General features: G+C 70.2%; 18 protein-coding genes and 1 riboswitch. Of the genes, 6 read left to right on the top strand and 12 right to left on the bottom strand.

The window, feature by feature from the left end:
• Window positions 1-3 precede the first annotated feature (3 nt).
• Window positions 4-1215 carry a glycerate kinase family protein gene (locus ACZ5TL_RS10905; RefSeq protein WP_468589088.1) on the top strand — a complete coding sequence of 404 codons (1212 nt, stop codon included), beginning with the start codon at window positions 4-6 and terminating at the stop codon, window positions 1213-1215.
• On the opposite strand, the gene ACZ5TL_RS10900 is transcribed toward ACZ5TL_RS10905, so the two are convergent.
• From ACZ5TL_RS10900 to ctaE, 6 genes are all read right to left on the bottom strand, one after another.
• Window positions 1170-2558: an aminotransferase class V-fold PLP-dependent enzyme gene (locus tag ACZ5TL_RS10900; RefSeq protein WP_468589087.1), complete on the bottom strand. Its 1389-nt coding sequence runs from the start codon at window positions 2556-2558 to the stop codon at window positions 1170-1172. The genes ACZ5TL_RS10905 and ACZ5TL_RS10900 overlap by 46 nt on opposite strands.
• 163 nt (window positions 2559-2721) lie before the next feature.
• A riboswitch (SAM riboswitch) is annotated at window positions 2722-2838 on the bottom strand.
• A 66-nt stretch (window positions 2839-2904) separates the two neighbouring features.
• Window positions 2905-3969, bottom strand: a complete 1065-nt coding sequence (gene trpD / locus ACZ5TL_RS10895; protein WP_468589086.1) for an anthranilate phosphoribosyltransferase — start codon at window positions 3967-3969, stop codon at window positions 2905-2907.
• 166 nt (window positions 3970-4135) lie between these two features.
• Window positions 4136-5758: a cytochrome bc1 complex cytochrome b subunit gene (gene qcrB / locus ACZ5TL_RS10890; RefSeq protein ID WP_468589085.1), complete on the bottom strand. Its 1623-nt coding sequence runs from the start codon at window positions 5756-5758 to the stop codon at window positions 4136-4138.
• A complete protein-coding gene (gene qcrA / locus ACZ5TL_RS10885; protein WP_468589084.1) occupies window positions 5755-6828 on the bottom strand; it encodes a cytochrome bc1 complex Rieske iron-sulfur subunit in 1074 nt (357 codons plus the stop codon). The genes qcrB and qcrA overlap by 4 nt, the downstream gene beginning before the upstream one ends.
• Window positions 6825-7637, bottom strand: coding sequence for a cytochrome bc1 complex diheme cytochrome c subunit (gene qcrC, locus ACZ5TL_RS10880; protein WP_468589083.1), 813 nt, complete (start codon window positions 7635-7637; stop codon window positions 6825-6827). Before qcrC ends, qcrA begins: the two co-directional genes overlap by 4 nt.
• A gap of 80 nt (window positions 7638-7717) precedes the next feature.
• The gene (ctaE, locus tag ACZ5TL_RS10875; RefSeq protein WP_468589082.1) at window positions 7718-8338 is read right to left on the bottom strand and encodes an aa3-type cytochrome oxidase subunit III; all 621 of its coding nucleotides are present in this window, start codon (window positions 8336-8338) and stop codon (window positions 7718-7720) included.
• Between the two features lie 144 nt (window positions 8339-8482).
• On the opposite strand from ctaE, the gene ACZ5TL_RS10870 reads away from it, so the two are divergent.
• Complete coding sequence (locus ACZ5TL_RS10870; RefSeq protein WP_468589081.1) at window positions 8483-8884, top strand: response regulator; 402 nt, start codon at window positions 8483-8485, stop codon at window positions 8882-8884.
• Between the two features lie 113 nt (window positions 8885-8997).
• Here the strand turns inward: ACZ5TL_RS10870 and ACZ5TL_RS10865 are convergent, their stop codons facing one another.
• The 4 genes from ACZ5TL_RS10865 to ctaC form a co-directional block, all read right to left on the bottom strand.
• On the bottom strand, window positions 8998-10254 hold the full coding sequence (locus ACZ5TL_RS10865) for a L,D-transpeptidase (protein ID WP_468589079.1): 1257 nt from the start codon (window positions 10252-10254) through the stop codon (window positions 8998-9000).
• A 130-nt stretch (window positions 10255-10384) separates the two neighbouring features.
• Window positions 10385-10783, bottom strand: coding sequence for a cytochrome c oxidase subunit 4 (locus ACZ5TL_RS10860; protein ID WP_468589078.1), 399 nt, complete (start codon window positions 10781-10783; stop codon window positions 10385-10387).
• Complete coding sequence (ctaD, locus tag ACZ5TL_RS10855; RefSeq protein ID WP_468589076.1) at window positions 10780-12516, bottom strand: aa3-type cytochrome oxidase subunit I; 1737 nt, start codon at window positions 12514-12516, stop codon at window positions 10780-10782. Before ctaD ends, ACZ5TL_RS10860 begins: the two co-directional genes overlap by 4 nt.
• Window positions 12513-13478: an aa3-type cytochrome oxidase subunit II gene (gene ctaC, locus ACZ5TL_RS10850; protein WP_468589075.1), complete on the bottom strand. Its 966-nt coding sequence runs from the start codon at window positions 13476-13478 to the stop codon at window positions 12513-12515. Before ctaC ends, ctaD begins: the two co-directional genes overlap by 4 nt.
• Before the next feature lie 265 nt (window positions 13479-13743).
• Here ctaC and ACZ5TL_RS10845 point away from each other — a divergent pair, with 265 nt between their 5' ends.
• Window positions 13744-15123, top strand: a complete 1380-nt coding sequence (locus ACZ5TL_RS10845; RefSeq protein ID WP_468589074.1) for an aminotransferase class V-fold PLP-dependent enzyme — start codon at window positions 13744-13746, stop codon at window positions 15121-15123.
• Between the two features lie 94 nt (window positions 15124-15217).
• Here the strand turns inward: ACZ5TL_RS10845 and ACZ5TL_RS10840 are convergent, their stop codons facing one another.
• Window positions 15218-16192: a carbohydrate kinase family protein gene (locus ACZ5TL_RS10840; RefSeq protein ID WP_468589073.1), complete on the bottom strand. Its 975-nt coding sequence runs from the start codon at window positions 16190-16192 to the stop codon at window positions 15218-15220.
• Between the two features lie 132 nt (window positions 16193-16324).
• On the opposite strand from ACZ5TL_RS10840, the gene ACZ5TL_RS10835 reads away from it, so the two are divergent.
• Together ACZ5TL_RS10835 and ACZ5TL_RS10830 are read left to right on the top strand one after the other, a co-directional pair.
• A complete protein-coding gene (locus ACZ5TL_RS10835) occupies window positions 16325-16534 on the top strand; it encodes a hypothetical protein (RefSeq protein ID WP_468589072.1) in 210 nt (69 codons plus the stop codon).
• 146 nt (window positions 16535-16680) lie between these two features.
• Entirely contained in the window at window positions 16681-18996 is a 2316-nt protein-coding gene (locus ACZ5TL_RS10830; protein WP_468589071.1) for a hypothetical protein, read from the top strand.
• An 86-nt stretch (window positions 18997-19082) separates the two neighbouring features.
• Here ACZ5TL_RS10830 and ACZ5TL_RS10825 read toward each other — a convergent pair whose 3' ends face one another.
• On the bottom strand, window positions 19083-19439 hold the full coding sequence (locus ACZ5TL_RS10825) for a HesB/IscA family protein (protein ID WP_086851802.1): 357 nt from the start codon (window positions 19437-19439) through the stop codon (window positions 19083-19085).
• A gap of 283 nt (window positions 19440-19722) precedes the next feature.
• Here ACZ5TL_RS10825 and nadA point away from each other — a divergent pair, with 283 nt between their 5' ends.
• Window positions 19723-20919: a quinolinate synthase NadA gene (gene nadA, locus ACZ5TL_RS10820; RefSeq protein ID WP_468589070.1), complete on the top strand. Its 1197-nt coding sequence runs from the start codon at window positions 19723-19725 to the stop codon at window positions 20917-20919.
• The last annotated feature ends 16 nt before the right edge of the window (window positions 20920-20935 follow it).

The raw sequence follows: 20935 nt of genomic DNA, 5'->3' as shown, positions 1-20935 counted from the left end.
TCCATGCTGACCCGTGTCGTCGTAGCCCCCAGCGGCTTCAAGGAGTCCCTGTCCGCCGAGGCCGCCGCCGACGCCATCGCGGCCGGTGTGCGCCGGGTCCTGCCCCACACCGCGATCGACCTCGTCCCACTCGTGGACGGCGGTGAGGGCACGGCCCTCGCCCTGGCGGCCGCGACCGGGGGCAGGATCGTCACCGTGCCCGCGACCGGCCCGGTCGGGAAGACCATCGCCGCGCACTTCGCCCTGCTGGGCGGCGGGGACACCGCGGTGGTGGAGATGGCCGCGGTGGCCGGCCTCTCCCTCGTCCCGCACGACCTGCGTGACCCGGGCGCCACCACCACGTACGGGGTCGGCGAGCTGATCCGCGCCGCCCTCGGCTCGGGGGTACGGCGGATCCTGGTCGGCTGCGGCGACTCGGGCACCTCGGACGGGGGCGCGGGCGCGCTCCAGGCGCTGGGCGCCCGGCTGCTGGACGAGGACGGACGCGAACTCCCCCGCGGCGGACGGGAGCTGACGCGCCTGCGCCGCGTCGACCCGGCCGGTCTGGACCCGCGGCTCTCGGAGGTGGATCTGCTCGTCGCGTGCAATCCGTACAACGTGCTGTGCGGCGCACGGGGCGTGGCCCGGGTCTTCGGACCGCAGAAGGGCGCGACGCCCGCGCAGGTGGAGGAGCTGTCGGCGGCCCTGGAGAACTGGGCGTCCGTCCTCACCCGGGATGCCGCCGTGCCGGACACCGACCTGCGCTCCGGCCCGGGGACGGGAGCCTCCGGCGGTCTGGGCGCCGGGCTGGCCGCCCTGGGCGCCCGTCTCCTGCCCCGCTTCGACGTGCTGCTGGACCACCTCGACCTGGACGCCCGGCTGGCCCGCGCCGACCTGGTCGTCACCGCCGAGGGCGCGCTGGATCACCAGACGCCGCGCGGCAAGGTCCCGGCCGAGGTGGCCCGCCGGGCCAAACTCTACGGCCGCCCGGTCCTGGCGCTCGCGGGCACGCTCGGCGAGGGCGCGCACGAGGTGCCGGGCGTGGACGCGTTCAGCGGCATCCTGCCGGCACCGATGGCCCTGGCGGAGGCGCTGCTGCGGGCGAGCGAACTGCTCACGGACGCCACCGAACGGGCCCTGCGGATGATCGTCCTCGGCACCCGGCTACCCCTGGTGTCCGGCCGGGCCGGTCAGGCGGAGGTGTCCGGCACGCAGCGCCCGTCCTCCGTGCGGTAGGTCCACCGCGCCCCGTCCGTCACGAGTTCCCGCACGGCCCGGACGAACCGCTCCACGTGTTCGTCCGGCGTGCCCGCGCCGAAGCTGACCCGGATGGCGTTGAGCGACGCCTCCCCGGGCGCGGCCTCGGGCGACCCGCACGCGCCCTGCGTCTGCGGGTCGCCGCCGAGCAGGGTGCGCACCAGCGGGTGGGCGCAGAACAGCCCGTCCCGGACGCCGATGCCGTACTCGGAGGAGAGCGCGGCGGCGAAGTGGGAGCTGTTCCAGCCCTCGACGACGAAGGAGAGAACCCCGACGCGCGGGGCGTCGTCGCCGAAGAGGGAGAGGACCCGCGCCTGCGGCACCTCGGCGAGCCCCGCGCGCACCTTCTCGATCAGGTACCGCTCCCGGGCGGCCAGGGCAGCGAAATCGGCCTCGGTGAGGGCCTTGCAGGCGGAGGCGATGGAGTAGGCGCCGATGACGTTCGGGGAGCCGGCCTCGTGACGGGCGGCGCTCTCGTGCCACTCCACGTCGACGCCCCCGTCGGTGCGCCGCACGACCTTCCGCGAGGCGCCGCCGCCCGCGAGGTACGGCTGCGCCGCGCGCAGCCAGTCGGCCCGCCCGGCCAGGACGCCGGAGCCGAACGGCGCGTACAGCTTGTGCCCGGAGAAGGCGACCCAGTCGACGTCGAGGTCCTTGACGGACACCGGGTGGTGCGGGGCCAGTTGGGCGGCGTCGAGCACGATCCGGGCGCCGTGGGCGTGCGCGGCCGCGGCGAGTTCCCGTACGGGCCACAGCTCGCCGGTGACGTTGGAGGCGCCGGTGACGCAGACGAGGGCCGGCCCGGAGGGGTCGCGGCCGGCGAGGGCGCGCTCCAGGGTCTCGACGGCCTGGCGGGGGCTGCTCGGGGCGTCGAGGTAGCTGACGCGGGCGTTGCGCCAGGGCAGCAGGGAGGCGTGGTGCTCGGTCTCGAACACGAACACCTGGCAGTCGTCCGGGAGGGCGGCGGCGAGGAGGTTGAGGGAGTCGGTGGTGGACCGGGTGAACACCACCTGGTCATCGTCCCGGCAGTCGAGGAACTCCGCGACGGTCCGGCGGGCGTCCTCGAACAGGTCGGTCGACAGCTGGGACAGGTACCCGGCACCGCGGTGGACACTGCCGTAGTAGGGCGCGTAGGCGGCGACGTCGTCCCAGACGCGCTGGAGCGCCGGGGCGCTGGCGGCGTAGTCGAGCGCGGCGTAGCCGACCTCGCCGCCGGTCACGAGCGGCACGGTGACGTCCCGGCCGAGAACGGGCAGCGGGGCACAGACGGACGGGGCGGCTGCGGCGACGGTGGACACGGTGGTGGCAGTGGAGACAGACATGACGGAACTCCCGTGAGGGCAGGCGGAATCCGCCCCGCGAGCGCACAAGGCCACGAGCGGGGGGTGAAGGGAAGAGGGGATGCGGAGGCGGGGCTCTGCGGCCCTATCGCATTCGCTGGCTCACGGAAGGCTCCTCGACGACCAGGACCCCTGGTTCGCGAGGGGTCCGCGCTTGCCGTAGACCTCGCTGCCTACGGCCTGGTCTTCACCCGGGGCACCCCGCCACGGACGGAGGGTTGCCGGACAGTCGGCCGGGGCCTCATGACTGTCACTCATGACCTGGACAGGAACGTACGGGAATGACCGATGTCCCGCAACCCGCGTCCGGATTGCGGGACATCCCGCACTACGTGTTGCTCGCGGCCACCCACCGCTCCAGGGTCCGCTTGGCGGCCCCGGAGTCGATCGACTCGGCGGCCTTGGCCATACCGGCGCGGATCTGCTCGGCGAGCGGCGCCGCGGTCGGCTCCAGCGCCACCAGCGCCGCCGCCGAGTTCAGCAGGACCGCGTCGCGCACCGGGCCCGTCTCGCCGTCCAGCAGGCGGCGGGCGACCTCCGCGTTGTAGGAGGCGTCCGCTCCGCGCAGCGCCTCCACGGGGACCAGTTCGAGGCCCACGTCGCGCGGGTCGAAGGCCTCCTCGGTCACCTTGCCGTCCCGGACGATCCACACCCGGGACGTCGACGTGGTGGTCAGCTCGTCGAGGCCGTCGTCGCCCCGGAAGACCAGGGACGAGTTGCCGCGTTCGGCGAAGACGCCCGCGACGATCGGGGCCATGCGCGGGTCCGCCACCCCGACGGCCTGGGAGCGCACCCGGGCCGGGTTGGTCAGCGGGCCGAGGGCGTTGAACACCGTGCGGATGCCCAGCTGGCCGCGGGCCGCGCCCGCGTGCCGCAGCGCCGGATGGAACTTCACGGCGAAGCAGAAGGTGATCCCGGCCTCCTCGGCGACCTCCGCGACCCGGCTGAGCGGCAGTTCCAGGTTGACCCCGAGCTTCTCCAGCACGTCGGAGGCCCCGGAGGCCGAGGACGCGGCCCGGTTGCCGTGCTTGACGACCTTCGCGCCCGTGCCGGCGACGACGATCGAGGACATCGTGGAGATGTTGACCGTCTTGGCGCCGTCCCCGCCCGTGCCGACGATGTCGACCGTCGCCCCGGGCACCTCGATCACGTTGGCGTGCTCGTACATCGTGCGGACGAGGCCGTTGATCTCCTCGACGGTCTCGCCCTTGGCGCGCAGCGCCACGACGAACCCGGCGATCTGCGCCTCGGTCGCCTCGCCGCGCATGATCAGGTCCATGGCCCAGGCGGTGTCGTCCGCGCCGAGGTGCCGGCCGTCCAGCAGACCGTTCAGCAGGGCGGGCCAGGAGCGGCCCGCCGCGGTGTCGCCTCCAGCGGGGGTCACAGCGCTCATAAGCCGCTCCAGGGTCAGGCGTCCCGTACTGCGGGACGAGAGTCTCAACGGGTCCACCCTATCCAGCCCGGGGCACCACGAAGGGCCCCGTCCGTCCCCCAAGCTCCAAGGAGCAGGGGGTGCCCCCATCCGGACGGGGCCCCTCTGTGGCGTGGCGAAGCAGTGATCAGTGGTGGCCGTGGCCGCTCGTGATCTCCCGGTACTCCTCGGCGGTGGGCTTCGGGATCTGGGCACCCTCACCGAAGTAGGAGTCGCTGAGCTTGGCGCGCAGCTTCTCGGAGCCCTTCACCTTGCGCTCGACACCGTTCTCGTCGACCGTCGGGCCGAGCTCGACCGGCTGGTACTGCTCGTGCGCGGTGAGCGTGTACATCTGCTCCTGGCTGAGCGGCTCGTGCACCTCGATGAACTCACCGTGCGGCAGGCGCTTGATGATGCCCGACTCGCGGCCGTGCAGCACCTTCTCCTTGTCCCGGCGCTGCAGGCCGAGGCAGATCCGCTTGGTGATGATGAACGCGATGACCGGTCCGGCGAAGAACCCGATCCGGACGAACCAGGTGACCGCGTTGATCGACAGGTGGAAGTGGGTGGCGACGATGTCGTTGCCACCGCCGATCAGCATGATCATGTACGCCGTGATCCAGGCGACACCGAAGGCCGTACGGGTCGGGGCGTTGCGCGGCCGGTCCAGGATGTGGTGCTCGCGCTTGTCCCCGGTGACCCACGACTCGATGAACGGGTAGAGGGCGATGATCCCGAGGAACAGACCGAAGATCACCAGCGGGATGAACACGCCCAGGACGAGCGTGTGGCCCCAGAGGTTGATCTCCCAGCCGGGCATCGCCCGGACCAGACCCTCGGCGAAGCCCATGTACCAGTCGGGCTGGGCACCGGTCGACACCTGGTCGGCCCGGTAGGGCCCCAGGTTCCAGATCGGGTTGACCGTCGCGATGCCGGCGAGAGCCGTGATGAAGCCGAAGACCAGGAAGAAGAAACCTCCGGCCTTGGCCATGTAGACCGGCAGCAGCGGCATGCCGACGACGTTCTTGTTGGTCCGGCCGGGACCCGCGAACTGCGTGTGCTTGTGGTAGAAGACCAGGATCAGGTGGGCGACCACGAGCCCGAGCATGATGCCCGGCAGCAGCAGGATGTGGATCGAGTAGAACCGGGCGACGAAGTCGGTGCCCGGGAACTCCCCGCCGAACAGGAACATCGAGATATACGTGCCGACGATCGGCACGGACAGGATCGCGCCCTGGGTGAAGCGGACACCGGTGCCGGAGAGCAGGTCGTCCGGGAGCGAGTAACCGGTGAAACCGGTGAACATGCCCAGGACGAACAGCAGGAAGCCGAACAGCCAGTTGATCTCACGCGGCTTGCGGAACGCGCCGGTGAAGAACACGCGCATCATGTGCACGAACATGCCGGCGAGGAAGATGATCGCCGCCCAGTGGTGGATCTGCCGGATGAGCAGACCACCGCGGATGTCGAAGCTGATGTCCAGCGTGGAGGCGTACGCCTCACTCATCAGCACGCCCTGCATGGGGACGTAACTGCCGTGGTACTCCACCTCGTTCATCGACGGGTGGAAGAACAGCGTCAGGTACACACCGGTGAGGATGATGATGATGAAGCTGTAGAGGCAGATCTCACCCAGCATGAAGGACCAGTGGTCCGGGAAGATCTTGCGCATGTTGGCCTTGGCCAGGGAGTAGATCCCCAGGCGGCCGTCGGCCCAGTCGGCGACCCGCTCTCCGGCGGGCGCCTTGCGGCGTGTCTGTGCAGTGCTCATCCGCGCTCCCAGAAAGCAGGGCCGACGGGCTCTTCGAAGTCGCCGAGCGCCTCGAGGTAGCCCTCGTCGTTCACGCCGATGCGGAGCTGCGGCAGGGCGTGACCAGCGGGGCCGAAGATCACTCGGGCACCGTCGGAGAGGTCGAAGGTGGACTGGTGGCAGGGGCAGAGCACGTGGTGCGTCTGCTGCTCGTACAGGGAGATCGGGCAGCCGACGTGGGTGCAGATCTTCGAGTACGCGACGATGCCCTCGTGCGACCACTCGAGCTCGCGCTTGTCCTTGATGTCCTCCGGCTGGATGCGGATGATCATCAGGGCGGCCTTGGCGATCTCGTTCTGGAACCCGTGGTCGTGCTCCTCCAGGCCCTCGGGCTTGGCGAAGGTCAGCGAACCGACCGCGACGTCGGAGGGACGCATCGGCTCGTTCGTGTTCATGTTGACGAGCAGCTTGCCCCTGGACCAGAGCGTGTGACGCAGCTTGTCCTCGGGCAGCGGGCCGAGGTCGCGCAGCAGCACGACACCGGAGAGCGGCACCAGCGTGAGCGCGCCGAACATGGTGTTTCGGATCAGCTTGCGACGGCCGAGCGCGGACTCCTTGGCGCCCTGGCTGAAGTCGGCGAAGACCTTCTCGCGGACCTCGGGCTCCGCCGCGATCGGGTGCCGCTCGTCGGCGATCTCCACGTCCGACATCAGGGTGCGGGCCCAGTGGACGGCGCCCGCGCCGATGCAGAACAGCGCGATGCCGAGCGTCATGCCCAGCGCGAAGTTCAGGGCACTGATGTGGCCGAGCGGGAAGATGTAGACCGACTTGTCGACCGGGATCGCCACGAACGCGGCGATGAAGGCGACCGTCGCCAGCATCGACACCGTGAACATCAGGGCGACCGAACGCTCGGACCGCTTGGCGGCCCGCTCGTCGATGTCCTGGATCCGGTGCTCGTGGGGCGGCAGGCCCGGGTCGGCGAACGGGTGCTTGTCGTCCGCGACGCTCACCGCGCCGTGCCCGTGCTCGTCACGTCCTGCGGACTGCTCGGCGGGCAGGTTCTCTTCGGGAATGTCTTGGCTACTCATGACTTCTTGGCCTTTGCGGTCCGGGCGGCGACCCACACGGCGACGGCGATCAGCCCGCCGAGACCGAAGATCCAGCCGAACAGGCCCTCGCTGACCGGCCCGAGGCCGCCCAACGCGAGACCGCCGGGGCTCTCGGAATCGCTGCTGTTGACCGCGTCCAGGTACGCGATGATGTCCTTCTTGTTCTCCTCCGACAGCGTGGTGTCGGGGAAGGACGGCATGTTCTGCGGGCCGGTCTGCATGGCCTCGTAGATGTGCTTCGGAGAGACGTCCTCGAGGTCCGGCGCGTACTTGCCGTGCGTCAGCGCGCCGCCCTTGCCGGTGAAGTTGTGGCACTGCGCGCAGTTGTTGCGGAACAGCTCACCGCCCTCGGCGATGTCGGCACCCTCGGGGCCGTACTGCTCCTCGGTCGGAATGGCGGGACCGGCGCCCAGCGAGGCGATGTACGCCGCGAGCTGGTCGATCTCGGCCTGCGAGTAGATGTTCTTCTTCTCCGGGATCTGAGGACCCTGGGAGGTGGCGGCCGGCATCCGGCCGGTGCCCACCTGGAAGTCGACGGCCGCGGCGCCCACGCCTACCAGGCTCGGCCCGTCGGAGGTGCCCTGACCGCCGGTGCCGTGGCAACTGGCGCAGCCGACGGCGTAGAGCTTCTTGCCCTCCTCGATGGTGAGGGACTGGGCTGTTTCGTCGGCCTGTGCCTTGTCCGCGGGTGCGAACACGGCGTACAGCCCCCCGGTGCATGCCAGCGCGAGGAGTAGGACGACGAGCGCCGCCAGCGGATGGCGTCGTCGTGCGGAGAGCTTTTTCACGGATTACCCCGGTGTCAGGATCTTCTGCGTCGATGCTTCTGGGATGCGCGCTTCGGTGAGCACGCGCGATGGGGGCCCTGCTACTTGATCATGTAGATCGTGGCGAAGAGGCCGATCCAGACGACATCGACGAAGTGCCAGTAGTAGGACACGACGATCGCGGCGGTCGCCTGCTCGTGGGTGAACCTCCGGGCCGCGTAGGTCCGGCCCAGGACCAGCAGGAAGGCGATGAGACCGCCCGTCACGTGCAGGCCGTGGAAGCCGGTGGTCAGGTAGAAGACCGAGCCGTACGGGTCGGAGGACAGGGTCAGGCCCGCCTCCTTGACCAGCTCGGTGTACTCGAGGACCTGGCCGCCGATGAAGATCGCACCCATCACGAACGTGACGATGAACCACATCCGCAGCTTCTTCACGTCACCGCGCTCGGCGGCGAAGACGCCGAGCTGGCAGGTGAGCGAGGAGAGCACCAGGATGGTGGTGTTCGCCGCCGAGAACGGGAAGTTGAGATGGCCCGCCATCTCCTTCCAGTGATCGGGACCCGTCACCGATCGCAGGGTGAAGTACATCGCGAAGAGGGCCGCGAAGAACATCAGCTCGGAACTCAACCAGATGATGGTTCCGACGCTGGTGAGGTTCGGCCGGTTGACCGACGGGTGCGCGTGCCCGGTTTCTACTGTCGTTGCTGTCGCCACGACCGACATTATGTCGGTCGCTTATCCCGCCCTCACTCCGGGGGGTGCCGTTCGGAGTGTCTGCACCGGTCGTACCGGTGTTGACGTGGTGTTCAAGGGAGTAGCATCCGCCCCACGGGCCTGTCCTTACGACGCTGACGTCACGGAGGAACAATGCAGCCGACCGCCACGGTGCTGGTCTACAGCGACGACTCCAACACCCGCGAACAGGTGCGGCTCGCCACGGGACGGCGGCCGGCGCCGGACGTTCCCGTGGTGGAGTTCGTGGAGTGCGCTACACCGGCGGCTGTGATCACGGAGCTGGACCGGGGCGGGATCGATGTCTGCGTCCTGGACGGCGAGGCCGTGCCGATGGGGGGAATGGGGCTCTGCCGGCAGATCAAGGACGAGGTGTTCGACTGCCCGCCGGTGCTGTTGCTGATCGGGCGGCCGCAGGATGCGTGGCTGGCGACGTGGAGCCGGGCCGAGAGTGCGGTGACCCTGCCGGTGGAGCCGGTGGAGTTCGCGGCGGCCCTGGCCTCCCTATTGCGGGAGAAGGCGGCTCTCAACGCCTAGGAGTCCGGGTTCGCCCGTGACGCGGTGTGTGCGGGTGCGTTCGTGGGGGGGCTGGTCGCGCCCACGCGGCGGAGCCGCCTGTCGGCACAGCCCCGCGCCCCCTTGCAAGCAGTTCAGACGGTCTGCGGGCGCAGGCGGGCCCTGTCGGCTGCCGCGGGGCCGTCCGGGGTGCCGCCGGCCAGGGCGCTGCCCGTGCGCCACTTCGACCAGTCGAGGTTCCAGTCGCCGAAGCCGTTGCCGAAGGGGGCCATGGTGTCGCCGGCGGAGTTGACGACCTTGACGATGTCGCCCTCGCGGATGTTCTCGTAGAACCACGCGGCGTTCTCGGTGCTCATGCCGGTGCAGCCGTGGCTGACGTTGGCGTAGCCCTGGGAGCCGACGGACCAGGGGGCCGCGTGGACGTACTCGCCGCTGTGGGTGACCCGGACCGAGTGGTGGACGATCAGGTCGTAGAAGTCCGAGGCGCCGATGCTGGCGCTGGTCATGCGGACGGTGCCCTCCTTGGCCAGGACGACCTTGACGCCGTTGCGGGTCTCGTAACCGGGCATGCCCGTGGTGACCGGGATCTGCCGGACGATCTCGTCGTTCTTGTAGACGGTCATCTGGTGGGCGGCGGCGTCCGTGACGGCGACGACCTTGTCGGCGGTGCTGATCGTCAGCGGCTTGGCCTTGCCGCCCCGCACGCGGTCGCCGATCTTGATGCCCTCCAGGTTGCTGCGGACCTGGATGGTGGCCTGTGCGGGCCAGAAGTCCTGCGGGCGGTAGTGGAGCTTCTTGTCGTCCACCCAGTGCCAGGCGCCATCCGCGGCGGGCATGGAGGAGACCCTGAGGGCGCGTTCGACGACGGCCCGCTGGGCCCGGTCCTTGACGGGCTGGCTCAGCTCCGCCGTGATGGGCTGGCCGACGCCGTAGGTGCCCTTCTCGGGGCCGAAGGTGACGTCCAGGCGCTTGTGGGTGGTGGGCTTGCCGGTGTCGAAGGTGACGACCTTGCGGCCGGGCGCCCCGTCCTCGTCCTCGGTGCTCACCCGGACCGTGTAGCGGGCGTCGGCGGCCAACGGCGAGGTGCTGTGCCAGCGGCCTCCGTCGGCGGCGAGTTCGCCGGCCACGTAGCGCCCTGCGGCGTCGTAGGCCGTGACGTCCGTGATGCGCCCGTCGGAGTCCTCGGCGACCACTTCCAGGGGCTTGTCCGGGTCGGCCTTCTCGCGGCCGTCGGAGTGGGCGTTGAAGGATATCTGGTCCGCCGCGTCGTACGGGCGGTGGGAGAGGGGGTTGCCGTCGGAGCCGCAGGCGGTGACGCCCGCGCAGAGGGCTATCACCAGCAGTGTGCAGCTGACGGCGCTGCGGGGGCGGGAGATCGCGGTGTGGCTCATGACCTCACGCTAGGAAGCCACGTCAAGAGCGGCACGCCGAATGACTCGTACGAGTGACATATGTTGGGGCAAAAGCAGGGGCCCGGACCTCCGTGCGGAGTGTCCGGGCCCCTGAGGCGCTCATGGCGTGCTACTGGGTGCGGCTCTCACCGCGGTAGTACTCGAAGACCCAGCCCCAGACACCGATCAGGATGATCGGCAGGGAGAAGTACATCAGCCACCAGCCGATGGCGACGGCCAGGAAGGCCAGGGCGCCACCGATGGCCAGGGAGAGCGGCTGCCAGCTGTGCGGGCTGAAGAACCCGACCTCGCCGGCGTCGTCCGCGACGTCCGCCTCCTTGTCGTCCTGCGCGCCGACGTCCACCCGCTTGGCCGTGAAGCCGAGGTAGAAGCCGATCATGATGCTCAGGCCGAAGGCCAGGAAGAGGGCCGTGGTGCCGGCCGGCTCCTTCGACCACACGCCATAGACGACCGCCATGACGAGCAGGAAGACGCTCAGCCACATGAACATCTTGCCCTGGATCTTCACTTGCCGGCCTCCTTGCCGCCAGCGAGGGCCTTGTCGTCGTGGCCCACGTTCTCGAGCTGGTCGAGAGCGGCGATCTCCGGGTGGTGCAGGTCGAACGCCGGGGATTCACTGCGGATCCGCGGCATGGTGATGAAGTTGTGCCGCGGCGGCGGGCAGGAGGTGGCCCACTCCAGGGAGCGGCCGTAGCCCCACGGGTCGTCGACGCCGACCGGCTTGCCGTACTTGGCCGTCTTCCACACGTTGTAGAAGAACGGCAGGATCGACATGCCGAGCAGGAACGAGCTGATCGTCGAGATCGTGTTCAGCGCGGTGAAGCCGTCGGCCGCCAGGTAGTCGGCGTACCGGCGCGGCATGCCCTCGGCGCCCAGCCAGTGCTGGACCAGGAACGTGCCGTGGAAACCGATGAACAGCGTCCAGAAGGTGATCTTGCCGAGGCGCTCGTCCAGCAGCTTGCCGGTGAACTTGGGCCACCAGAAGTGGAAGCCGGAGAACATCGCGAAGACCACGGTGCCGAAGACGACGTAGTGGAAGTGGGCCACCACGAAGTACGAGTCGGAGACGTGGAAGTCCATCGGCGGCGAGGCCAGGATGACACCGGTCAGACCACCGAAGGTGAAGGTGATCAGGAAGCCGGTCGCCCAGAGCATCGGTGTCTCGAAGGACAGCGAGCCCTTCCACATGGTGCCGATCCAGTTGAAGAACTTCACACCGGTCGGGACCGCGATCAGGAAGGTCATGAAGGAGAAGAACGGCAGCAGCACACCACCGGTGACGTACATGTGGTGGGCCCACACCGTCACGGACAGACCCGCGATCGCGATGGTCGCGCCGATCAGACCCATGTAGCCGAACATCGGCTTGCGGGAGAAGACCGGGATGACCTCACTGATGATGCCGAAGAACGGCAACGCGATGATGTACACCTCTGGATGGCCGAAGAACCAGAAGAGGTGCTGCCACAGCAACGCGCCGCCGTTGGCGGAGTCGAAGATCTGGGCGCCGAACTTGCGGTCCGCCTCCAGCGCGAACAGGGCCGCGGCCAGGACCGGGAAGGCGAGCAGGACCAGGACACCGGTCAGCAGCACGTTCCAGGTGAAGATCGGCATGCGGAACATCGTCATGCCCGGGGCGCGCATGCAGATGATCGTGGTGATGAAGTTGACCGAGCCGAGGATGGTGCCGAAGCCGGAGAAGGCCAGACCCATGATCCACATGTCGGCGCCGATGCCCGGGGAGCGGACCGCGTCCGAGAGCGGGCTGTAGGCGAACCAGCCGAAGTCGGCCGCGCCCTGCGGGGTGAGGAAGCCACCGACCGCGATGAGCGAGCCGAACAGGTACAGCCAGTAGGCGAACATGTTCAGCCGGGGGAACGCCACGTCGGGCGCGCCGATCTGCAGCGGCATGATCCAGTTCGCGAAGCCGGCGAACAGCGGCGTCGCGAACATCAGCAGCATGATCGTGCCGTGCATCGTGAACGCCTGGTTGAACTGCTCGTTCGACATGATCTGCAGACCAGGCCGGGCGAGTTCGGCGCGCATGACCAGCGCCATCACGCCACCGATGACGAAGAACGCGAACGACGTGGCCAGGTACAGCGTGCCGATCGTCTTGTGGTCCGTCGTCGTCAGCCACTTGACCACGACGCTGCCGCGGTTCTGGCGCCGGACCGGCAGCTCGTCCTCGTAGTGGGACCCAGCGGCCGCGGCACCCTTGGGGTCATTCAGGATGCTCACAGTACGTTCGTCTCCCGGTTCTTCTCGTGCCCGGCCTGCTCGATGCCGGCGGGAACGTAACCGGTCTGCCCCTTCTTCACGAGGTCCTTGAGGTGCTGCTCGTAGCGCTCGGGGGAGACGACCTTCACGTTGAACAGCATCCGCGAGTGGTCGACGCCGCAGAGCTCGGCGCACTTGCCCAGGAAGGTGCCCTGCTTGTTGGGGGTCACCTCGAAGGCGTTGGTGTGACCCGGGATGACGTCCTGCTTCATCAGGAACGGCACCACCCAGAAGGAGTGGATGACGTCGCGCGAGGTCAGGACGAAGCGGACCGTCTTGCCCTCGGGGAGCCAGAGCGTCGGGCCCGGGTTGTTGGTCTGCGGGTTCCGGGTGCCCGGGGTACCGCAGTCGTAGGTGCCGCCGGCGTTGGCCGGGAAGTCCTCCTTGAAGCGGTCCGGGATCGCGTCCAGGTCCTGGGAGGTCTTGGCGTCACCGGTGGACCCGGCGACGGGCTCGACGTAGTTGAAGCACCAGCTCCACTGGAAGCCGACCACGTTGACCGTGACGTCGGGCTTCTTCTTGAGGCTGAGCAGCTCGGACTCGTCGCGGGCGGTGAAGTAGAACAACACCGAGACGATGATGAGCGGGACCACGGTGTACAGCGCCTCGATGGGCATGTTGTACCGGGTCTGTGGGGGTACCTCGACCTTGGTGCGGCTGCGCCGGTGGAAGAAAGCACTCCACAGGATCAGACCCCACACCAGCACGCCGACGGCGAGCGCAGCCGCCCAGGACCCCTGCCACAGGGAGAGGATCCGCGGAGCCTCTTCCGTGGTCGGGGTGGGCATACCAAGGCGGGGGAAGTCTTCCCAGTTGTACGAGCAACCGGTGGCTGTCGCCAAGACCAGGCCCGCGGTCAGTGCCTGCAGCAGCTTCCGCCGCATCGGGCGCCGCGGCGAGCGGTCGGAGCCGTTGGGACTCACGTAGCGCCTTCCCGAGAGTCTCGCCCGCGCGGATCGGCTGCGGCCTGGCCTTCTCGCTGGTCGGTCGCCGCCCTGCGTCGGGCAGGGGTTTGGATGTTTATGCGGACCAAACCCTAGCCGACGCCTTCCGGGGGTTCTCGGGGAGGGGTGCCTACTGACCCCGGCGGTTCGCTGGTTTGGCGGGCGCGGCGGTCGTTGTGGCCGTTCGCGCGGTTCGTCCCGCCCCCTTGGGGCCACTTTCCGCTGGACGTTCTAGCGTTGCCGTGTGGCCTACTTCGATGCTGCTTCCGCCGCTCCGCTCCATCCCGTCGCCCGCCAGGCCCTGCTGGCCTCGCTCGACGAGGGGTGGGCGGATCCCGCACGTCTGTACAGGGAGGGACGCCGGGCGCGGATGCTGCTCGACGCCGCACGGGAGGCCGCCGCCGAGGCGGTGGGGTGCCGGGCGGACGAGCTGGTGTTCACCTCGTCCGGAACCCGTGCCGTGCACACGGGGGTTGCGGGCGCGCTGGCCGGGCGGGGGCGGGTCGGTCGCCACCTGATCGTGTCAGCTGTCGAACATTCCTCCGTACTCCATTCGGCGGAGGTCCATGAGGCTGCCGGAGGGACCGTCACCGAGGTCGCGGTGGACCGGACCGGGCGAGTGGAGCCGTCGGCGTACACGGCCGCCCTGCGCGAGGACACGGCGCTGGCGTGTCTCCAGTCCGCCAACCACGAGGTGGGGACCGAGCAGCCGGTCGCGGCGGTGGCCCGGGCGTGCCGGGAGGCCGGGGTGCCGTTGCTGGTGGACGCGGCGCAGTCGCTGGGGTGGGGGCCGGTGGACGGGGACTGGTCGTTGCTGACGGCCAGTGCGCACAAGTGGGGCGGGCCGTCCGGGGTCGGGCTGCTGGTCGTGCGCAAGGGCGTGCGGTTCGCGGCGCAAGGGCCGGTGGACGAGCGGGAGTCGGGGCGGGCGCCCGGTTTCGAGAACATCCCGGCGATCGTGGCGGCGGCCGCGTCACTCCGGGCCGTACGGGCCGAGGCCGCCGAGGAGGCCGTGCGCCTGCGGGAGCTGACGGAACGGATCCGGGCCCGCGTGCCGCGACTGGTCTCCGACGTCGAGGTGGCCGGCCATCCGGTGCACCGGCTGCCCGGGGTCGTCACCTTCTCCTGTCTCTACGCCGACGGGGAGGCGCTGCTGCACGAGCTGGACCGGGAGGATTTCTCCGTCTCGTCCGGATCGTCCTGCACGAGCAGCACGCTGACGCCGAGCCATGTGCTGCGGGCGATGGGCGTGCTGAGTGAGGGGAACGTGCGGGTCTCGCTGCCGCCGGGGGCCGCGGAGGAGGAGGTGGAGAGGTTCCTGGAGGTGCTGCCCCGGGCTGTGGCGGCGGTGCGGGAGAAGCTGGGCGCGCCCGCCGGCTCCGAGGTCGCCCGCGAGGAGGACGTCCTGGTCGTGGACTCCCTCGGCAAGCGCTGCCCGATCCCCGTCATCGAGCTGGCCAAGGTGATCGGCGACGTGCCCGTGGGCGGCCTGGTCCGGGTCCTGTCGGACGACGAGGCGGCCCGGCTGGACATCCCGGCGTGGTGCGAGATGCGGAACCAGGAGTACGTCGGGGAGGAGCCGGCGGTCCGGGGAACGGCGTACGTGATCCGCCGGGTGAGCTGAGCGACTCAGGGGCGCGGGGCTGTGTGTACATATGGCTGCCGCCGCGGGTACGCGAGTAGTCCCCCACGCACCCGCGGCCGAAGCCGTCAGCCGGTCAGGACAGGTGCGCCTGGACCTCCTCAGCCGCCTCGTCCCCGTACGCCTTGGTGAACCGCTCCATGAAGTGCCCGCGCCGCAGCTGGTACTCCTGTGTGCCCACCGTCTCGATGACGAGCGTCGCCAGCATGCAGCCGACCTGCGCGGCCCGCTCCAGCGGGACGCCCCAGGCGAGGCCGGAGAGGAACCCGGCGCGGAAGGCGTCGCCGACGCCCGTGGGGTCGGCCTTGCGCTCCTCGTCCGGCGTGCCGACCTCGATCGGCTGCTCGCCGACCCGCTCGATGCGCACGCCCTGCGCGCCGAGGGTCGTCACCCGGTGGCCCACCCGGGACAGGATCTCCGCGTCGGTCCAGCCGGTCTTCGTCTCGATGAGGCCCTTCTCGTACTCGTTGGAGAAGAGGTACGTCGCCCCGTCCAGCAGGATGCGGATCTCCTCGCCGTCCATCCGGGCGATCTGCTGGGAGAAGTCGGCGGCGAACGGGATGGACCGGGAGCGGCACTCCTCGGTGTGCCGGAGCATGGCCTCCGGGTCGTCGGCGCCGATGGAGACCAGGTCGAGGCCGCCGACCCGGTCGGCGACGGTCTTGAGCTCGATGAGGCGGGCCTCGCTCATGGCGCCGGTGTAGAAGGAGCCGATCTGGTTGTGGTCGGCGTCCGTGGTGCACACGAAGCGGGCGGTGTGCAGCGTGTCGGAGATGCGGACGGAGTCGGTGTCGACGCCGTGCCGCTCCAGCCAGGCCCGGTACTCGTCGAAGTCCGCGCCCGCGGCGCCGACCAGGACCGGCCGGGTGCCGAGCTGCCCCATGCCGAAGGCGATGTTCGCGGCGACGCCGCCGCGGCGGACGTCGAGCTTGTCGACCAGGAACGACAGCGAGACCGTGTGCAGCTGGTCCGCCACGAGCTGGTCGGCGAAGCGGCCGGGGAAGGTCATGAGGTGGTCGGTGGCGATGGAGCCGGTGACTGCGATGCGCACGGCGTGGACTCTCCTGAGGGAGGCGGACCTTGACAGTTCACGCTATCGGGTGGGCGGGGCCGCTCTGAAGGCATCGAAACTACCCGATAGTAGATCTTTCTCCGTGAGGTCGACCGTGCATACGGTGCCGATATGACGAACCTCAAGCTCCATGCCCCCGTTCCGGTCGATCTCGAAGGCGATCTCGCGTCGCTGCCGGGGGACGGGGCACGGATGGCTCCGCACTGGGCGGTTCCCGACCGGGCGACCTCCCGGCCGGTCTCGCCGGCCCTCATCCACGGGGTGACCGTACCTCCGGCGTCGGCCCGGCTGCTCGACGCCATGTCGGACTACGGGGACTGACCGGCGCACGTAGGGGAACCGCGAGCTCCCCCGCTGCGTCCCATCGCTGTCCCCCGTAAAGGGGAGGCGGGATACGACCCACCAGCGGCCCGGTACCGACCGGGCCGGGTCCCATGGGACAGCTGTGCAGCCGAAGGAGCGATGCGGTGAACACCGAGCGACCCGACCACGACGACGACGCCAGGGAAGCGGGCGCCGCCGGAACCGCCGACGCCCCGGAGGCCGAGGAGCCGGGCGCGCCGGCCCCCGGGCCGTCGACGCAGGCCGGGGCCTCGCCGGGTACCGCTGAGTCCGACGAGGCAGTGGAGACTGCCGAGGCCACGCAGGCTGCCGAGACTACGGAGGCTGCGGAAGCGACGACGGCCGCGGCTGCGGAGGCGACGAAGGCTGCCGAGACTACGGAAGCTGCGGAAGCGACGACGGCCGCGGCTGCGGAGGCGACGAAGGCTGCGGAGGCTGCCGAGACCTCAGGCGACGACACGTCGGCAGGTGACGACGACACACCGGCTGCCGAGACCGCGGGCGACGACACGCGCGCTGCCGGGGCGGAAACGACCGGGGGCGGTGAGGGCGGCGCAGCCCCCGCAGCCGAAGAACCCGGCACGCCGGAAGCCGGGACGACGGGCGCGCCCGAAGGCGGGCCCGCCGAGGACGAGCACGGCGCGGACGCCGGGGCCGCGGACGCTGCGGCCACGGACGCCGAGACCACGGACGCCGAGGGCACGAACGTCGAGACCGCGGACGCCGAGACCACGGACGCCGAGGGCACGAACGTCGAGACCGCGGACGCCGAGACCACGGACGCCGAAGCCGGGCCCGGTCCGGCGGATGACGCGGACATCGCGGACATCGCGGATGCCGAGGCCGGGTCGGCTCCGCCGGACGCCGTGCTTGCCGAAGCCGGGCCGGCCTCGCACCGCGGCGTCGCCGCAGAGGGCGTGGACGCCGGGGAAACCCGCCCCGGCCCCGCCCCGGCACAGGCACCGGAACCGGCCCGGGACGGTGACCTCCCCCGCGACGACGAGGACCTGGTCCGCCACGGCGGTGGCCGTCCCCGCACCCCTGCGATCATCGCCTCCGTCGCCGCCGCCGTGCTGCTGATCGGCGGCGGCGGGGCCTGGCTCGCCTCCAACGCGTCCAGCGGGCCCGGCGGCGGTACGACGTCCGGCGCGGCCGGTGACGACACTCCCCCGCCGCTCGCACTCGACGGGCACTCGGACTCCACGGGCGGCGGCAACGGCATCGCCCCCGGCGAGCCCAACCCCTACGGCGCCACCTACCGCGTCGACGGCCCGCTCCCGGAGGGCCCCGGCAAGGGCCCGGTGTACCGGGCGCAAGGAGAGGTGTCCGAGGAGGACGTGGCCCGGCTGGCGAAGGCCCTCGGGGTCGAGGGGACGCCGGTGGCGCAGGGCGAGGCCTGGAAGATCGGGGGCCAGGACGGTTCGGGACCGAGTCTGCAGGTGAACAAGCAGGCACCGGGATCCTGGACGTTCAGCCGGTACGCCCCGGGCACCGACAACTGCAAGGGCACCGACACCTGCACCGCTCCGCGGACCGGCGGCGACACCCCGGTGAGCGAGGACGTGGCGCAGAAGGCCGCGGCGCCCGTGCTCAAGGCGGTGGGTCAGGACGACGCGAAGCTCGACGCGAGCCAGGTCATGGGCGCCCAGCGGGTGGTGAACGCCGCTCCCGAGGTCGGCGGTCTGCCCACGCACGGCTGGACGACGGGGATCACGGTCGGTTCCGACGGCGAGGTCGTCGGCGGCAGCGGTCAGTTCACGACGCCGGTGAAGGGCGACACGTACCCCGTGGTCGGCGCGGAGAAGGCGCTGGAGCTGATGAACGGGCAGCCGAAGAGCGACAACCGGAGGGGCATCGGCGGCTGCGCCGGCCCCGTGCCGCAGCAGGACCGGACGGAGCAGCCCTGCGGCTCGCAGGAGAGCGGTGCTCCCGAGAAGGACACCGTGACGGTCGGGAACGCGGTGTTCGGGCTGGCCGCGCACCTCGTGGACGGGCGCCAGGCGCTGGTGCCGTCCTGGCTGTTCGAGGTGACCGCGCCGGGCGCGCAGGACCCGTTCACGGTGACGTACCCCGCGGTCGACCCGCGGTACCTGGTCTCCCCCGCGCCGAGCGAGCCGGGTGACCAGCCGACCTCGGCTCCCGGTCCGCGCGAGGTGGAGGTGGAGGGCTACCGGGCCGAGGGCTCGGAGCTGACCGTGACCTTCACGGGCGGGGTGTGCGCCGACTACGACGTGAAGGCGGAGGAGAAGGGCGACGAGGTGAGGGTCACGGTGACGTCGACCCCGTGGCCGGACAAGGTCTGCATCATGATCGCCAAGCAGTTCCAGAAGACCGTGCAGCTGGACGAGCCGCTCGGGGACCGTGCGGTCGTCGACGCGGACGGCAACGCGGTCCCGCTGGCGAAGGAGGGCGCGCGGCTGCCGGCGCCGCCGACGCGCTGACACCCGGTACCGCGAAGGCGGCGACCCCCGTGGAGGGGGTCGCCGCCTTCGTCGTGTCCGCTGCCGCCGGTGGCGGCCCGGCAGGCTCAGCTGAAGGAGTCGCCGCAGGCGCAGGAGCCCGTGGCGTTCGGGTTGTCGATCGTGAAGCCCTGCTTCTCGATCGTGTCCACGAAGTCGATCGTGGCGCCGCCCAGGTACGGGGCGCTCATGCGGTCGGTGACGACCTTCACACCGCCGAAGTCCTTCTCGACGTCGCCGTCGAGGGAACGCTCGTCGAAGAAGAGCTGGTAGCGCAGGCCGGAGCAGCCGCCGGGCTGGACGGCGACGCGCAGCGCGAGGTCGTCGCGGCCTTCCTGGTCGAGCAGGGTCCTCACCTTGTCCGCGGCGGCGTCGGTCAGGATGATGCCGTCGCTGACGGTGGTGGTCTCGTCCGATACGGACATCTACATCTCTCCCGGGTTGTACGGAGACTGCTTGCCGACGGGTCCAACCGGCGGGGCCGCGGATTCATTCCGGGCCGGGCGCTCGATCTCGGCTTCCTTTTCATGCTCGCACACGCGCCGGGAACCGGAAAACGGCTCTTTCCGGGTCTTCCCGGGAATGAACGGCGGCTCGCCGGGATTCACGTCACACAGACGCTATGGCCATCGTCAAAGTGACGTGAAGCGGTTATGATAGATAGCGTCAAATCGACGAAAAGTCGCAGAAACAGAAAGGGTGCGTGTCGTGACCACCGCCCAGACCCAGGAGCTCGACGTACAGCCGACGCCCCTCGCCCTGCTGCTCCTCGGCCGTGAGGCCGACCCGAAGAGCGAGCGCGGCGTGGAGTGTCCCGGCGACCTGCCCTCGCCGTCCGACCCGGACCTGGTGGAGCGCGCCCGCAAGGCGAAGGAGAAGCTCGGGGACAAGGTCTTCGTGCTGGGGCACCACTACCAGCGCGACGAGGTCATCCAGTTCGCCGACGTCACCGGGGACTCCTTCAAGCTGGCCCGGGACGCGGCGGCGCGCCCGGAGGCCGAGTACATCGTCTTCTGCGGTGTGCACTTCATGGCGGAGTCCGCGGACATCCTGACGTCCGACGACCAGAAGGTCGTCCTGCCCGACCTCGCCGCCGGCTGCTCGATGGCCGACATGGCGACGGCCGAGCAGGTCGCCGAGTGCTGGGACGTGCTGACCGAGGCCGGGATAGCCGAGCAGGTCGTGCCCGTCTCGTACATGAACTCGTCCGCCGACATCAAGGCGTTCACGGGCAAGCACGGCGGCACGATCTGCACCTCCTCCAACGCCAAGCGGGCCCTGGACTGGGCCTTCGAACAGGGGGAGCCCTCGACGACGAAGGTCCTGTTCCTCCCGGACCAGCACCTGGGCCGCAACACGGCAGTGCGGGACATGGGCATGTCCCTGGAGGACTGCGTCGTCTACAACCCGCACAAGCCGAACGGCGGCCTGACGGCCGACGAGCTGCGGGCCGCGAAGATGATCCTGTGGCGCGGCCACTGCTCGGTGCACGGCCGCTTCAGCCTGGACTCGGTGAACGACGTGCGTGAGCGCATCCCGGGCGTGAACGTCCTGGTCCACCCCGAGTGCAAGCACGAGGTCGTGGCCGCGGCGGACTACGTCGGCTCGACGGAGTACATCATCAAGGCCCTGGAGGCCGCGCCGGCCGGCTCCAAGTGGGCCATCGGCACGGAACTGAACCTGGTCCGCCGCCTGGCGAACCGTTTCGCGCCCGAGGGCAAGGAGATCGTCTTCCTCGACAAGACGGTCTGCTTCTGCTCGACCATGAACCGCATCGACCTCCCCCACCTGGTCTGGACCCTGGAGTCCCTGGCCGAGGGCAACCTGGTCAACCGCATCGAGGTGGACAAGGAGACGGAGACGTTCGCGAAGCTGGCCCTGGAGCGGATGCTGGCGCTGCCGTAGCCCGCGCCCTGCCCGT

The sequence above is a fragment of the Streptomyces sp. NPDC033136 genome, assembly GCF_055578235.1.
This window is presented reverse-complemented; position numbering and strand designations above follow the sequence as displayed.

Coding starts and splice junctions, on each gene's coding strand:
- qcrA (WP_468589084.1), bottom strand. CDS start 6,828: ATGAGTAGCCAAGACATTCCCGAAGAGAACCTGCCCGCCGAGCAGTCC.
- ctaE (WP_468589082.1), bottom strand. CDS start 8,338: ATGTCGGTCGTGGCGACAGCAACGACAGTAGAAACCGGGCACGCGCAC.
- qcrB (WP_468589085.1), bottom strand. CDS start 5,758: ATGAGCACTGCACAGACACGCCGCAAGGCGCCCGCCGGAGAGCGGGTC.
- ACZ5TL_RS10865 (WP_468589079.1), bottom strand. CDS start 10,254: ATGAGCCACACCGCGATCTCCCGCCCCCGCAGCGCCGTCAGCTGCACA.
- ACZ5TL_RS10870 (WP_468589081.1), top strand. CDS start 8,483: ATGCAGCCGACCGCCACGGTGCTGGTCTACAGCGACGACTCCAACACC.
- ACZ5TL_RS10835 (WP_468589072.1), top strand. CDS start 16,325: ATGACGAACCTCAAGCTCCATGCCCCCGTTCCGGTCGATCTCGAAGGC.
- ACZ5TL_RS10900 (WP_468589087.1), bottom strand. CDS start 2,558: ATGTCTGTCTCCACTGCCACCACCGTGTCCACCGTCGCCGCAGCCGCC.
- ACZ5TL_RS10825 (WP_086851802.1), bottom strand. CDS start 19,439: ATGTCCGTATCGGACGAGACCACCACCGTCAGCGACGGCATCATCCTG.
- ACZ5TL_RS10905 (WP_468589088.1), top strand. CDS start 4: ATGCTGACCCGTGTCGTCGTAGCCCCCAGCGGCTTCAAGGAGTCCCTG.
- trpD (WP_468589086.1), bottom strand. CDS start 3,969: ATGAGCGCTGTGACCCCCGCTGGAGGCGACACCGCGGCGGGCCGCTCC.